We start from the raw sequence: 17307 nt of genomic DNA, 5'->3' as shown, positions 1-17307 counted from the left end.
TTTTAGGCTTATTCATAAGTCTTTGAATTGTGTTTTAACTATTTGATTTTTAATTGATTGTTTAATTGCGTAGGTGCTTGCACCTATTGCGAGAGGTGTTTTATTGTCCATTTTCTAATCTTCCAAATTATGAAAAAAAACTTTACTTTTTTTGATCTCATACGTTATAAGAGATCATTAGGGCTTTTGTTTTTATTACTTCTTTGTAATAAAAATTTTGCCCAAACCTTTTGTCGACCAGTGTCTAATACTAATAGTGTTGCTGGTTTGGCATGTGTAGGTGCTACCCTGACTAATCCAACGGCAGCTTATGACAATGATCCTAGTTTAACTACTTATACCTCTTTGAATACCCTTGTAGGGGTATTGTGTACGGTAGAAGAAACTATGACCTTTGGGCAGACAGCACAAGCTGGTGATCAGGTGGTAATGTACATTGGTAGTGGCTCAGGTTTGCTAAGTTTGTCATTATTGTCAACGGCAAATCTGCAGGCAAAACTCAATGGAGTCAATGTAGGCTCGAGTGTAGCGGTCAATAGTCCGTTACTTAATTTGTCATTACTTCCAGGTAATGCTATTGGTGTTATAAGATTAACATTGACTGCTCCAGCCAATCAAATTCAGTTTAATCTCGGCGGTGCTGTTACGGCACTTACTGAATTTAGAATTTACGATGTCAGACTTGACTTTGCAAAACCTACAATAAATAACGGTTTAACTCAAACAGTTTGTTCAGGAAGTACAGCAACTTTAACTGCGGTTCCTTCTGCAGGTACTTCATTGGCTTGGTATAGTTCTCCAACGTCTACTAGCGCTTTGGTTACTGGTAATACATTTACTACGCCTACATTAACAGCTAATACAACTTATTATATTGGCGTTACACGTGCAGGAGGATGTGAAAGTAACGATAGGGTTCCAGTGGTATTGAATGTGTCCAATCCGGTGGCACCAGCTGTTAGTAATACAGGAACTGCAATATGTTCCAGTACGCCAACACAGCAGACTACTTTGTCTCTTGTAAATCCGATACCAGGTACAACATATAATTGGTTTTCGACTGCAAATGGCGGAAGCTCACTGGCAACAGGAACTACATATTCTCCAACAGTTCCACTAGGAACAACGAGTTATTATGTAGAAGCGTCAATTGGGACTTGTATCAGTCCGACGAGAACTCAGGTAAATGTTGTCTCTAGTCCAGTTCCGGCAGCACCTACGGTTTTAACACAGAGTGTTACCATTCAATCTGGACAAAATGCTACGCTAAGTGCTTCTACTTCTGAGGCAGGAGCAACAATAAATTGGTATGAAGCGGCAACAGGAGGTACTGCTATTGCAACTAATACACCAACGTTTACAACACCTATATTAACAGCATCAAAAACCTATTACGTGGAAACTCAAAGTGCTACGGGTGCTTGTGTGAGCACGGCTAGAGTTCCTGTTTTGGTAAATGTTATCACGACTCCTTTAGGCGGATGTTTACAGGCTAATAGCCAGCAAACACTGCTTAACGGACTTTGTCTTTTATGTAGTTCTACCAATCCAGACTTATCTGTTGATGGAAATATCGCTACAGCTGCGAGACTGACAGTTCCAGTTGGTCTAATTAACGGCTGGGTACAGCAGACTTTACAGTTTAATAATCCTGGAAAAGCAGGAGATATTGTAGATGTTGAGTTGGAATTACCAGCAGGTGTTTTAAATGTTTCAGCTCTAAGTTATATTAGTCTTGCTACATATAATGGAGCGACTTTTAATAATGATAGAACTTCTATTAATAACTTATTGAATGTTCAATTATTAGGAGGAAACCGTTTTAGAGCTAGTGTTACTGCAGGTGCCAATTTTGATCGTGTTGAAGTGAGATTAGGAGGTCTTGCAACAGTGTTGACAAGTTTAGATATTTATCAAGCTTCTTATAGATATAAAGCTGCCGTAATTTCTGGTAATGATTCTATTTGTACTGGTACATCTACTACTTTGACAGCGGGACTTGCTGTGGGGGAAACTGCTGCATGGTACAATGCACCAACAGGAGGAACTCTTTTGGCGAGTACAGCAGCTTACACAACTCCAGTGTTAAATTCTGCAGCAACATATTATCTTGAAGTAACAAGAAATGGATGTGTAAATGGTGAAAGACAACCTGTTTCAGTTTCAATAGTTACGCCAGTTGCACCTAGTTTGGTAGCAACTCCAACCAATTTATGTAGCGGACAAACTTCTATTATTACAGTACAAACACCAGTAGCAGGAACAGATTACAATTGGTATGATGCTGCTTCAGGTGGAAATCTTGTGTTTACAGGCACTTCATTTACAACTCCAGTTTTATCTGCAAATACAAGTTATTATGTAGAAGCTGTTATTGGAAGTTGTATTAGTGCACGTACTCCAGTAGATTTAAATGTGAGTCCACTGCCAGCTGCTCCAACTGTTACCTCACCAACAGTTACAATTCAATCTGGTCAAACGGTTGTTTTGCAGGTTTCTAATCCTGTGGCAGGTATTACTTATGATTGGTATACTGCGGCAACAGGTGGTACTTTGCTTACGTCAAGTACAAATTATACCACACCAGCTTTAACAGCTAATACAACTTATTATATTGAAGCTAGAAATGCTTCAGGCTGTGTAAGTGCTGCAAGAACATCTATAACAGTAATTGTAAATAAGCCTATTACGACTTGTTTACAGGCCAATAATCAAACCATATCAAATGATGGATTATTGTGTGTTTTGTGTGGAGCCGTGACTGGAACAGAAACATTATCTGTAGACGGAGATAATAATACAGCAACAACTCTTGCAGTACCAGTTGGTTTAGGAGGCTACGTACAGCAAAAACTTGATTTTGCGACTGCAGGTTTAGCGGGAGATATTATCGAGGTTGAATTAGGACTTCCTACTGGTTTATTAGATATTAGTGCACTTTCTTATATTAGTTTACAAAGTTACAATGGAGCTACTGACAATACAGATGGTGTTTCGATTAACTCGCTTGCTAATGTACAGCTTTTAGGAGGAAATCGTTTCAGAGCTAGTTTTGCAGCAGGAGCTAATTTTACAGGAGTTCAAGTAAGATTAGGTGGTATTGTAACTGCTTTGAGACAATTAAATATTTATGGTGCATCATTCAGATTTAAAGATGCTACTATTACTGGAAATGGTACTGCACTTTGTGCTGGACAGTCTACTACTTTAGCAGCTAGTTCCACAGCGGTAGGTGAAACATTTGCATGGTATGACTCGCCTAGTGGAGGTACTCAACTTTCAGCTACAGCAAATTATACTACGCCAGCTTTAATTGCTACTACAATTTACTATTTAGATGCTTCTAGAGGTGCCTGTGAAAATAGCGCACGTCAGCCAGTTACGGTTACAGTAAATCCTTTGGCTACAAGTACTGATATAGTAATTACTAGTCCAATAGAAGCGGCTTGTGATGGTACAACGATTTTAGCGCCAACTTCAACGATAGCAGGGGCACAGTATAGATATTATACAGATGTAAATAAAGTGGTAGAGATTACAGGAAGCTCAGTTGCAGGTCAGCCTAATGCGGTTTTTTCTAAAAATCCAACAACTGGAGCACTATCAATATCAGGTTTAAGTGCTGCAAATACACCATTTACGTATTATATATCTGTTTCTGGAACAGCGACGTGTGAAAATGCAAATGGTACATTAAAAGAAGTTATTGTTACTTTCCCAACAACTACAGTTCTAACAGTTAATTCAACATTAGCAGGTTGTGGAAGTGCTAATTTAACTAATGCAATTACGAATTTTGATAATACAGGAAACACAACCTATAGATTTTTTAATTCTTCAAATACTGAAATTACAGCAGCTGAAGCAGCTAATATAACAGTTGGGGGTGTTTATTCGATTGAAGCACAAGGAAATGGAGTTACATGTCCTTCTGTTAGACAATCAGTTACTGTTACAATTAATCCTTTACCAGCTTTGGTTGTAACTAATCCGCAAGAATCTGTAAATGTAGGTACAAATGTTACATTAACAGCTACTTCTAATGGAACAATTACTTGGTTTGATCCTCAAGGTAATGCTTTGAACGGACCAACTTTTACAACAGGTATATTGAATACTCCTGGAGTTTATACTTATACTGCAGTTGCTACTCTAGGTGCTTGTACTACTACAGTAACAAAAGTTATCAATGTTATTGATTTGACTAACTGTCAGTCTTTGACAGAAAGAGAATATGCGACAGCACAAACTACAGGATCAATTATTACTGGAAGTGTTTCTGATGCTGCAAATGCAGTTGATGGAAATACACAAACCTATTCTACTATAAATACAGGAATTGGACTTTTAGGAATTGGCACTACATGGCAGAATTTAACTTGGCCGGCTAATATTGTAAAAGGGACTCCAGTAACTGTAAAATTAGGTTCAGAATACAGCTTATTGGCTGTTGGACAAAATTTATCAGTAATCGGGACTAAAGGAGGAGTTGATATCGGAACGATGCAATCTGTATCTGGTTCGTTATTAAATTTAATTTCAGGAGACAATACTTATGAATTTACTTTTGTTCCTTCTAATGCTGCAGGACCGCAAGATTATGATGGAATTAGAATTCAATCTGCTTCTCTTGTAAGCGTAGCGCAAAATGTAAAAGTATTTGATGCTTATTATAAAAAGCCAGTTACGGCTATTACTTGTAATGGAAGTGATATACAAGATGTATTTTATGGAGCAACAGATATCGGTATAGGAGCTGCAACTGCTTTAGTAGGAGTAAGTGATGCATTCAATGTTGCAGATAATGATATTACAACTTTTGCTACAATGTATAGTGGTGCAGGAGTTTTAGCTGCAGCAGATTTAACAGTTCAATTTAAAACTGTTTCTGTAGTAAGTGATACTTTAAGAATTGTGATTTCTAAACCAGCAACTCTTCTGGATGTCAATCTCCTTACAGGATTTTCAATTCAGCGTTATTTAGGAAATGTAGCTGTAGGTGCACCTATTCAAAATACAAGCACATTATTAAGTTTAAGATTATTGCCAGGAAATACTATGGCAGTGGCATTAGTTTCTTCTCCAACAGAAGTTTATGATAGAGTAAGAATTCGTTTTGGAGGAGTTGCAGGTGTCTTGGAATTCCTAAGAGTTCACACTGTTGAAAGAAGCGCTAATACAACCATTATTGGAGCTGATCCTACAAACAAAATTGTAGTTTGTCCAGGGACCACCATTTCGCTTCAAATACCCGAAACGGCCTGTTCAACCTATATTTGGTATGATGCACCAACGGGAGGAACTGCTCTAGCAACAGGTACAGACTTTACAGTGCCAGCAAATTTAGCCTCAGGTATCTATAAATATTATGTACAGCCAGTACGTTATGGATGTGAAACTTTTGCAAGAGGTGAAGTTACAGTTGAAGTTAAAGCTTCTGCGCCAACAAATGCTTTAACAAACATTACTTTAAATGGAGGAACTACAACTTCAATTTGTTCAACTTCTGGAACTGTAACTTTAGCTACTTCTTTGAGTGGAACACCAGTTCTAACAAATCCAACTTACTACTGGTATAGTTTTAACGGAACTACAAGTCAATTAATTGCAGGCGAAATAGCTTCACAGTTAACTGTAAGCGGATTGGCACCAGGAACTTATACTTACTATGTAGGAGTTAGCTCAGATCAATTTTGTGAAACTGCTCCAGCAGATAGAAAACAAATTACATTTACGATCTTACCTCCTTCAACAGGAAATGATATTTTAGTTGATGATTTGGTTGCTTGTCACAGTGTACCAGCATCATTAACTCCAACTGCACCAACATTGACTGCACCAGTATTTACATGGTATTTAGATGCCAATAAAACGCAGCCAATAACAAATGGTGCTGTAATAAACAATGTAACGTATGCAATAAGTACAGCAGGTGTTTTGACAGCAACAGGTTTAACAAAAGCAATGAGCCCAATTACTTATTATGTAGCTGTTTCCAGTACTAATACTTGTGAAAACCTTGCAGGAACCTTGCAGGATGCAGTGATTATAATTAGTGATCCAGATACACCTATTTTAGTGACACCTGGAACTCAAAATTTCTGTTCTGAAGATGGACCAACATTTGCAAGTATCCAAGTTACTGGTGCTAATATTGTTTGGTACACTGCAGAGACAGGTGGTACTGTAATTCCAGCAACAACAGCGTTGACAAGTGGAACTTATTATGCAGCATCAGGAGATTTAGCTACTGGTTGTGAAAGTTCGGTAAGATTGGAAGTAACAGTAAATGTTAACGATCCAGGAACTCCGACTTTAGTAACAGCAGGAACTCAAAACTTCTGTCAAGAAGATGCACCAACATTTGCTAGTGTTCAATTTAATCAAGGTAATATCGTTTGGTATACAGCTTTGACAGGTGGGACAGCAATCGCATCAACAACAGCGTTGACAAACGGAACTTATTACGCAGCAATCAGTGATCCTACATCAGGTTGTGAAAGTGCAACAAGATTAACGGTTGATGTTATTGTAAGTGATCCAGGTACACCAACATTAGTAACAGCAGGAACTCAAAACTTCTGTCAAGAAAATGCGCCAACATTTGCAAGTATTCAAACGAATGAAACTAATATTGTTTGGTATACCGCTGTAAGCGGAGGAACTTTGATTCCATCAACAACAGCATTAACAAGTGGAACTTATTATGCAGCAATTTCAGATCCGACTACAGGTTGTGAAAGCGCAACAAGATTAACAGTTGAAGTGATTGTAAATGATCCTGGTACACCAACATTGGTAACAGCAGGAACACAAAACTTCTGTCAGGTAAATGCACCGACATTTGCAAGTGTTCAATTCAATCAAGCTAATATTGTTTGGTATACAGCTTTAACTGGCGGAACTTTGATTCCATCAACATCAGCTTTGACAAGTGGAACTTATTATGCAGCAATTTCAGATGCGACTACAGGTTGTGAAAGCGCTTCAAGATTAACAGTTGAAGTGATTGTAAATGATCCGGGAACACCGACATTGGTAACAGCAGGAACACAAAATTTCTGTCAGGAAGATGCACCTACATTTGCAAGTGTTCAATTTAATCAAGGTAATATCGTTTGGTATACAGCTTTGACAGGTGGAACAGCAATCGCATCAACAACAGCATTGACAAGTGGAACTTATTACGCAGCAATCAGTGATCCTACAACAGGTTGTGAAAGTGCTTCAAGATTAACAGTTGAAGTGGTTGTAAGTGATCCAGGTACACCAACATTGGTAACAGCAGGAACACAAAGTTTCTGTCAGGAAGATGCACCGACATTTGCGAGCATTCAAACTACTCAGGCTAATATTGTTTGGTATACCGCTGTAAGTGGAGGAACTTTGATTCCATCAACAACAGCTTTGACAAGTGGAACTTATTATGCAGCAATTTCAGATCCGACTACAGGTTGTGAAAGCGCTTCAAGATTAACAGTTGAAGTGATTGTAAATGATCCTGGTACACCAACATTGGTAACAGCAGGAACTCAAAACTTCTGTCTGGTAAATGCACCGACATTTGCAAATGTTCAATTCAATCAAGGTAATATTGTTTGGTATACAGCTTTAACAGGCGGAACAGCGATTCCATCAACAACAACTTTGACAAGTGGAACTTATTATGCAGCAATTTCAGATGCGACTACAGGTTGTGAAAGCGCTTCAAGATTAACAGTTGAAGTGATTGTAAATGATCCGGGAACACCGACATTGGTAACAGCAGGAACACAAAATTTCTGTCAGGAAGATGCACCGACATTTGCAAATGTTCAATTTAATCAAGGTAATATCGTTTGGTATACCGCTGTAAGTGGAGGAACTTTGATTCCATCAACAACAGTATTGACAAGTGGAACTTATTACGCAGCAATCAGTGATCCTACAACAGGTTGTGAAAGTGCTTCAAGATTAACAGTCGAAGTGATTGTAAGTGATCCAGGTACACCAACATTGGTAACAGCAGGAACACAAAGTTTCTGTCAGGAAGATGCACCGACATTTGCGAGCATCCAAACTACTCAGGCTAATATTGTTTGGTATACCGCTGTAAGTGGAGGGACTTTGATCCCATCAACAACAGCTTTGACAAGTGGAACTTATTATGCAGCAATTTCAGATTCGACTACAGGTTGTGAAAGCGCAACAAGATTAACAGTTGAAGTGATTGTAAATGATCCAGGTACACCAACATTGGTAACAGCAGGAACACAAAACTTCTGTCAGGTAAATGCACCTACATTTGCAAGTGTTCAGTTCAATCAAAGCAATATTATTTGGTACACTGCCTTAACAGGTGGAACCGTAATCGCGCCAACTACAGCTTTAACAACAGGACAATACTTTGCAGCAATTTCTGACCTAACTACAGGTTGCGAAAGTGCTTCAAGATTGACAGTTGATGTTAATGTAAACGATCCAGGAACACCGACATTGGTAACAGCAGGAACACAAAATTTCTGTCAGGTAAATGCACCTACATTTGCTAGTGTTCAATTCAACCAAAGCAATATTGTTTGGTACACTGCTTTAACAGGTGGAACAGCGATCGCATCAACGACTGCTTTAACAACAGGACAATACTTTGCAGCAATTTCAGATCCTGCAACAGGTTGTGAAAGTACTTCAAGATTGACTGTAAATGTTGTAGTAACAGATCCGTTAACACCAACAACTAATAGTGCAACGCAGACTTTCTGTTCAGGAACTAATCCAACAGTTGCTAATATTCAGGTTAATGAAAGTAACGTAGTTTGGTATACAACACAAACAGGAGGAACAGTTCTAGCTTCTACAGCAGTTTTAACAACGGGAACTTACTTTGGAGCGATAAAAGATCCGGTAACAAATTGTGAAAGCAGTGTGAGATTGCAGGTAGCAGTTGTAGTTGGAAATACAATTAATCCAACAACAAATAATGCTTCTCAAACTTTCTGTTCAACAAGTGCATCGACAGTTGCTAATATTCAGGTAAACGAAAGTAACGTAATCTGGTATACAGCTGCAACAGGAGGTACAGTAATTCCAGCAGGAACTATACTTACTTCAGGTGTTTATTTTGGAAACATTGTAGATGCTGCAACAGGTTGTGAAAGTACAACTCGTTTGCAAGTAACAGTTACAGTTGTTAATCCAAGTGCAACACCAACAACAAATAATGCAACGCAAAACTTCTGTACTTTAAATACACCAACAATTGCTAGCATTCAGGTTAATGAAGCAAATGTAGTTTGGTACAGTACAGCTACAGGTGGAACAGCAATTCCAGCAACAACAGCACTTACAACAGGTATTTATTATGGTGCAGTTTCAAGCGCAATTGGCTGTGAAAATCCAAATAGACTTGCAGTGACAGTAAATGTAAATACACCTGGTGTAATTACTACGCCAAGAACAGCTCAGACATTCTGTCTATCTGCAGCGCCAACATTGGCTAGTATTTTAGTGAATGAACCAAATGTGGTTTGGTACGCTGCTGCAACTGGAGGAACACCATTAGCAGCTAATACTCCTCTGACAGCTACTACTTATTATGCAGGAGCATTGGCAAATACATTGAATGGCTGTGATAACGGACCGAGATTAGCCATAACAGTTGCATTTGAAAATGATGCAGCTTATCAAATTGCAACAACAGATGATACTCCATGTGTATTCAAAGGAGTGACTTATTCAATTGCAAATGGTAAATCTGATTATGTATGGACAATTAATGGAGGAACAATTGTTACTGGCGGAGGTGCAGCAGATGGTTCTGTTACAGTTTCCTGGTCTGATGTTGGTCCTGGAACAGTGTCTGTAACTTATACAAACACTTGCGACGAGAGAACAACTAAAACATTAAATGTTAGTGTAACAAGCTGTTCAGACTTAACGATTACGCATACTGTAGATAATCCAACTCCAAATTTTGGCGATAAAGTAACATTTACGATAACAGTTAATAATGTTGGAGAAGGTGATTTTATAAATACAATTGTTAGTGATTTACTTCCTAGCGGTTTAGAATTAGTAAGTTCATCTGCAACTTCTGGAACATATGATCCTACTACACAACTTTGGACAATACCTAGATTAAATGCTGGTCAAAGTGTAGTATTAACAATTGTTGCCGAAGTACTGCCAAGTGGAAATTACACAGTTGTTGCAACGGTAGAAACTTCAACTCCTTTAGATGTTGATGCATCAAATAATTCAGCTTCAGTGACTTTAGAACCAATTTGTTTGACTGTTTACAATGAGTTTACACCAAATAATGACGGTAAAAATGATCTGTTCAGAATCGATTGTATCGAAACTCATCCAAACAACGAGTTGAAAGTATTTAACAGATACGGGGCATTAGTGTACAGTAAAGTACATTATGAAAATGATTGGGACGGAACAGCAAATGTGTCTGGAGTTGTTAATAGAGGAGATATGTTGCCAACAGGTACTTATTTTTATGTGATAACCATTGGAGATGGAACGGTTAAAAAAGGCTGGTTGTCTATTATGAGATAAGCCACTTCTATTAATCATCTAATTAATTAAACTAAATAAGTATCGTTATGAAACTATATATAAAATCATTAGAAACATATTTCATTTTAATATGTTCTTTTATCTCGGTTTGTGCCACAGCGCAGCAAGAGCCTCAATATACACAGTATATGTATAATACTATGGCGGTAAATCCAGCTTATGCTGGATCTACCGGAACCATAGACGCAGCACTTTTGTATCGTTCGCAATGGATTGGAATTTCTGGTGCACCAGAAACACAATCGTTCTCTATTCATTCTCCTCTTCGAAATGAAAAAATAGGTTTGGGATTGAGTATTGTAAATGATAAAATTGGTCCTTCTGATGAACTATATTTTGATGGAAACTTCTCTTATTCAATTCCTTTAGGGTATGAAAAAAGACTTGCTTTTGGTTTAAAAGCAGGAGCAAGGATGTTAAACATCGACTGGTCAAAAGGAAGGTATTATGATAATGATGATGTTCTGTTAAATCAGAACATCAATAATCAAATGAAACTAGCAGTTGGAGCCGGTATTTACTACTACACAGATAAATGGTATGTAGGACTTTCTGTTCCAAGTTTTATGAGAAGCAATTATTATGATGATGTTCAGGAATCAATAGATTATGATCGTCTGCACTATTACTTAATAGGAGGTTATGTTTTTGATTTAAATCCAAATTTGAAATTCAAACCAGCATTTTTAGTAAAAGCAGTAAGTGGAGCACCAATTACAGCAGATGTATCGGCTAATTTCATGATTCAAGAAAAGTTTGTCATAGGAGGAGCTTATCGAACAGATGATTCTGTGAGTATTCTAGCAGGTTTTCAAATAGCACCAAGTTTTTATCTCGGATATGCTTTTGATTATACTGTAAGCCAATTGAACAAATACAACGATGGTTCGCATGAGATCATCTTGCGTTATCAATTTGTGAAAAACCAAAGCAAAATCAAATCTCCTCGATTCTTCTAAAAATAAAACCTATGAGAAAACTATATATCCTAAGTTTAATTTTGAGCGTTACGTTTAGTTTCGCTCAAAAAACTAATTTGAAACAAGCCGATGCTTTGTTTCGAAACTTTTCTTACCTGGATGCTTCAAAAGCTTATGAAGAATGTTTGGCAAACATAAAAAATCCTTCAGCACAAACGTTGAAGAATGCTGCCGATTCCTATTACTTTATTTCAGATTCCAGAAATGCACTTAAATGGTATCGCAAACTTTATGAAGCTCAGGGAAATAATTTAACTGATATTTACTATCTGCGTTATATCCAATCCATGAAAGCTGTCATGGATTATGATGAAGCAGATAAAATCACGAAAGAATATCTAGATAAAAAAGGAGATAAAAAGGAAGTCAATAGATATGTTGTTCAAAAGCAATATATGGACAGTCTATCAAAAGCAAAACCTCTTTTCACTATTAAAAATCTAGATATCAATACCAGTAAGTCAGATTTTGGGGCAACTTTTTTCAAAGATCAGGTTGTGTTTTCTTCGGCTCGTGATACTACCAAGTTTAGTGAAAAATTGTATAGTTGGAACAATCAGCCTTTTTTGAGCTTGTATTTAGCTGAAAGAAATCCTGCTGATGGAAGCCTGTTCAACGAAACCGTTTTTATGCCAAACGTAATGACTAAATATCATGAAGCAACAGCGAGTTTCGACAGTCAGGGAAAAACCATTTATTATTCAACAAATATTGTAAAGAAAAATAAATTGGTTGTGGATGAAGCTAAAGTCAATAATTTTCAGATTATCAAAGGATCAATTGTTGATAATAAGCTAGAAAATCCACAGAAAGTTTTTTTTGACAATGATGATTATTCAGTCGGACATCCTTCATTAAGTGAAGACGGACAATGGCTTTTCTTCGCCTCAGATATGCCAGGCGGATTTGGAGAAACGGATTTGTATGTAGTGAAAATTGCTGGAGACGGTACAATGAGTTCTCCTTTAAATTTAGGTCCAACTATTAATACCATTGGTAACGAAGTTTTTCCTTTCTATCAAAACGGAACTTTATACTTTTCTTCTGATGGACATTACGGTTGGGGAGATTTAGATGTTTACGAAAGCAAATTTTTGCCAGATGGAAATTTCACAACACCAAAAAACCTTGGAGCGCCTGTAAATAGTAACAAAGACGATTTTGCTTTTATAATTAACAAAGCAGATACTTACGGATATTTTTCTTCTAACAGAGCGGGAGGAAAAGGTGATGACGATATTTATTCTTTTGTAAAAGGAAAACCAGTTTGTAACCAAAGTATTTCCGGAATGGCGATTGATAGAAAAACTAAAAAGCCGTTGACAGATGTTACTATTTTGGCTTATAATTCTTTCAGTGAAGTTTTAGGAGAAACCAAAACTAATTACGACGGAAAATATGCCATAGAAGTTCCTTGTAATAAAGTGGTAAAAATGATTGCTGCAAAACCAAATTACAGCAGCGATGACAAAACTGTTGAAACTACAGGTCAAAACGGTGGCGAAATTACCAATGTGAATTTTGAATTAAGTAACTACGATGATTTAGTTGTAAAGAAACAAGGTGTTGAAAAAGTAGATGTAAATCCAATTTATTTTGATTATGATAAATATGATATCACGCCAAAAGCTGTAGAAGAGCTTACTAAAGTCGTTTTTATAATGCAGAAATTTCCAAACATCAGAATCAAAATTGAATCTCATACAGATTCTCGCGGTAAAGATTCTTATAATTTGAAATTATCAGACAATAGAGCAAAATCGACTAGAGATTATATCTTGTCACAAGGCATTGATCCTGCTCGAATTGAGAGCGCAATTGGTTATGGTGAAACTCGATTAATCAATAAATGTAAAAATGGGGTGAAATGTACTGAGGAAGAACACGTATTAAATAGACGTTCGGATTTTATCATTATTCAAAAATAGTTTTATATTTGCAACTGTAATTTATTGATTATCAGTTTAAAAAACATAAAACGGCAAAACCATTTGGAAGTTGGTTTTTTTAATTCTTTTTTAAGAATAATGGACAAGGAGGAAATCAGATTGCATGAATTTGCAGTCTGATTTTTGATTTTTTAAAACTTTCATTTTTTCTGCTTTCGAACAAAAATAAATTCTAATTTTGATATACAGTTTTATCACAATTATAATTTCAATATTTTATGAGCATTCAAGAGACCATTCAAACATTACGAAATGAACTTAATCAACACAACTACAACTATTATGTGTTAGACAATGCCACGATTTCTGATTATGATTTTGATATTAAACTGAAAGAACTTCAGGATTTAGAAAACAAACATCCTGAGTTTTTTGATGAGAATTCTCCAACACAAAGAGTCGGTGGTGCAGTTACCAAAAATTTTAAAACAATAGCGCATCAATACAGAATGTATTCTTTGGATAACTCTTATTCTAAAGAAGATTTACTAGATTGGGAAAACCGCATTCAAAGAGTTCTCGGAAATGTTAATTTACAATATACCTGTGAATTAAAATATGATGGAGCTTCTATCAGTATTACTTACGAAAACGGAAAATTGGTTCAGGCGCTAACACGTGGTGACGGTTTTCAGGGAGATGAGGTTACTAATAATATTAAAACCATAAAATCAATTCCGCTTCATTTAAAAGGAAATTATCCAGATAAATTTGATATTCGTGGTGAAATCATTTTACCATTTGCTGGATTTGAAAAAATGAATCAGGAATTAATTGAAATTGGAGAAACTCCATATTCAAATCCAAGAAATACCGCTTCGGGAAGTTTAAAGTTACAAGACAGTGCTGAGGTTGCAAAACGTCCGTTAGAATGTTTGCTGTATTTTGTAACAGGAAATAATCTGCCTTTTTCTTCTCAATATGAAGGATTAGAATCTGCTAGAAATTGGGGATTCAAAGTACCAAAAGAAGCTAAATTAGTCAATAACATGCAGGAAGTTTTTGACTTTATTGATTATTGGGATGTTCATCGTCATAATCTGCCATACGAAACAGACGGAGTTGTTATCAAAGTAAACAGCATTCAACATCAAGAAGAATTAGGATATACGGCAAAATCTCCTCGTTGGGCAATTGCTTATAAATTTAAATCAGAGCAAGTTTCAACCAAATTAAAATCAATTTCATACCAAGTCGGAAGAACGGGAGCAATCACACCGGTTGCCAATTTAGAGCCAGTACAACTTGCAGGAACAATCGTAAAAAGAGCTTCTCTTCATAATGCCGATCAAATCGAAAAATTAGATATTAGAATAAATGACACTGTTTTTGTAGAAAAAGGAGGAGAAATTATTCCAAAAATCATTGCAGTAGATTTAGAAAAACGTCCAGAGAATTCAGAAAAAACAAATTATATCGCTTATTGTCCAGAATGTCATACCGAATTGGTTAGAAATGTGGGCGAGGCAAATCACTATTGTCCAAATTTTTATGGATGTCCTCCGCAGATTATTGGAAGAATTCAACATTACATTTCCAGAAAGGCAATGGATATTGAAGGACTTGGAGGAGAAACAGTAGCTTTACTTTTTAAAAACGATTTAGTACATAATTATGCCGATCTGTATGAATTGAAAGTAGAAGATATTCTTCATTTAGAAAGAATGGCTCAAAAATCTGCTGAAAATTTGGTAAACGGAGTTCAGAAATCAAAAGAAATTCCTTTCGAAAGCGTATTGTTTGCGCTAGGAATTCGTTTTGTTGGAGAAACTGTGGCTAAAAAATTAGCCAAACATTATAAAAATATAGACGCTTTAAGCCAGGCCTCTTTAATGGATTTGATTTTGGTTGATGAAATTGGGGAGCGAATTGCAAAAAGTGTTATTGAGTTTTTTGAAAATGAAGAAAACAAAATCATTATAGAACGCCTAAAAAGCTACGGAATACAGTTTGAAATTGAAGAAAAGATAAATCCAGATGCAACAGATAAATTTGTTGGAAAAACATTTGTCGTTTCTGGTGTTTTCAGTCAATTTTCAAGAGATGAACTTAAGAAAACCATTGAAGATAATGGAGGGAAAGTTGGAAGTTCAATCTCTGCAAAAACAGATTTTGTTGTAGCAGGAGATAATATGGGACCAGCAAAATTAGAAAAAGCAACCAAATTAAACATTCCGATATTATCCGAAGAAGATTTTATAAACAAATTAAATGAAAGCGAATAAACCGTCGTTAATTTTGTTTTTTTTCGCCTTGTTGTGTACAATTATTTTTGATTGGACACAACAGGATTTTTTTGCGACTTATGCTAAAGCCATTGTACTTCCTGCAATTTTTATTTATTTTTTAATAAGTAGCGAATTCCAAATAGGCAAGACAGAAGGCGTAATTTTTTTCTTTTGTTTTGTTGGGCAGGTTTCTGATCTAATGGATATTGAACTTGGAGGAGTTTTTAGTTTCCTTATTGTTTACTCCTTACTAATATTCATATTCATTAGGGAACATGAAAAAATACACTTAACAAAAAGAGACATTCTGCCAATTTCTATTGTAGTAGTTTTTATAGTCTATTTATTGATTTCAGTTCTAAGTCTAAAATTAGACAATATGATGAAGTTTAATTTTGTTTATATTTTGTACGGAATTGTACTAAGTATAATGAGTTATTTCTGCTTTGTCAATTACATCACAAAAGGGACACACATTGCTTTATTGATGTCCCTAATGGCTGTAAGCTATATCTTTTCGGATATATTTTATATTTTCAATGAATATTTCACTTATTCAATTGCTTTGGTTTTAATACGAGATGTAACTCAAATTTTGGCTTATTACTTTATGGTAGAATATTTTTTAGAAAAAGCCAGAATTCATAGAAACGCTACACTACAATAGTTGCACTTTGATTTGTATGTGCTTTATCGTTATCAAAATAAAAGTCAATACGGCCTAAGTTGATTCCGTAACAACCAACCTGATTTACCAAAACCTCTTTACCAGCTTTATTTTTTACAATTGTTGGTTTGTCTAAGAAAGTGTGTGTGTGCCCTCCAATAATCAAGTCAATATCTTGAGTTTGTGCAGCAAAGGTTAAATCACTGATTTTTGTTGGTTCGTCTTTGTATTTATAGCCTAAATGCGAAAGACAGATTACTAAATCGCATTTTTCTTGCTTTTTCAAAAGCTGTGTCATATCCTGAGCAACTTCAACAGGATTATTATAGACAGTTTCCAGATATAATTTTTTGTCTACTAAACCTTGCAATTCAATTCCAACTCCAAAAACACCTACTTTAATTCCGTTTTTATTAAAGATTTTGTACGGTTTAACATGTCCGTCCATAACCGTATTTTTGAAATCGTAATTGGAGTTGATAAAGTCAAAAGTCGCATGAGGAAGTTGAGCATATAATCCATCAAGACCGTTGTCAAAATCATGATTTCCAATAGTTGAAGCATCATACTTCATCATACTCATTAATTTAAACTCCAATTCACCTCCGTAGTAATTAAAATATGGAGTTCCCTGAAAAATATCACCAGCATCTAGCAAAAGAACATTCGGATTTTCTTTACGAATACTTTCAATTAATGTTGCACGACGAGAAACACCACCTTTATTAGGATTACGTGGATCGTCAGCAGGAAAAGGATCGATATGACTGTGCACATCGTTAGTATGTAGAATAGTTAAATGCTTAATATCGTTAGTTCCAAAACTGCTCAAAGACAATCCTAAGCTTAATAGGGCAGTACTTGCTGCTGTTTTTTCGATAAACTCTCTTCTTTTCATTTTATATTTTTTTTGCAGG

Annotated in this window: 6 protein-coding genes; 5 read left to right on the top strand and 1 reads right to left on the bottom strand. The window is 36.0% G+C overall.

The window, feature by feature from the left end:
* Window positions 1–240 precede the first annotated feature (240 nt).
* The 5 genes from NQQ59_RS04215 to NQQ59_RS04195 all read left to right on the top strand — a co-directional run bounded on the left by NQQ59_RS04215 (window position 241) and on the right by NQQ59_RS04195 (window position 16390).
* On the top strand, window positions 241–10545 hold the full coding sequence (locus NQQ59_RS04215; RefSeq protein WP_257698139.1) for an Ig-like domain-containing protein: 10305 nt from the start codon (window positions 241–243) through the stop codon (window positions 10543–10545).
* Between the two features lie 47 nt (window positions 10546–10592).
* Entirely contained in the window at window positions 10593–11525 is a 933-nt protein-coding gene (locus NQQ59_RS04210) for a PorP/SprF family type IX secretion system membrane protein (protein WP_144213921.1), read from the top strand.
* Window positions 11526–11536: 11 nt separating this feature from the next.
* On the top strand, window positions 11537–13474 hold the full coding sequence (locus tag NQQ59_RS04205; RefSeq protein WP_144213919.1) for an OmpA family protein: 1938 nt from the start codon (window positions 11537–11539) through the stop codon (window positions 13472–13474).
* 239 nt (window positions 13475–13713) lie between these two features.
* Entirely contained in the window at window positions 13714–15720 is a 2007-nt protein-coding gene (gene ligA, locus NQQ59_RS04200; protein ID WP_144213917.1) for an NAD-dependent DNA ligase LigA, read from the top strand.
* A complete protein-coding gene (locus NQQ59_RS04195; RefSeq protein WP_144213915.1) occupies window positions 15707–16390 on the top strand; it encodes a hypothetical protein in 684 nt (227 codons plus the stop codon). The genes ligA and NQQ59_RS04195 overlap by 14 nt, the downstream gene beginning before the upstream one ends.
* Here the strand turns inward: NQQ59_RS04195 and NQQ59_RS04190 are convergent.
* Window positions 16377–17288: a bifunctional metallophosphatase/5'-nucleotidase gene (locus NQQ59_RS04190; protein WP_144213913.1), complete on the bottom strand. Its 912-nt coding sequence runs from the start codon at window positions 17286–17288 to the stop codon at window positions 16377–16379. The two genes, NQQ59_RS04195 and NQQ59_RS04190, sit on opposite strands and share 14 nt — an antisense overlap.
* Window positions 17289–17307 lie beyond the last annotated feature (19 nt).

The sequence above is a fragment of the Flavobacterium panacis genome (assembly GCF_024649945.1).
GTDB classification, from domain to species: Bacteria; Bacteroidota; Bacteroidia; order Flavobacteriales; family Flavobacteriaceae; genus Flavobacterium; species Flavobacterium panacis.
The sequence above is the reverse complement of the archived record's forward strand: the minus strand, read 5'-3'. Positions and strand labels throughout refer to the sequence as shown.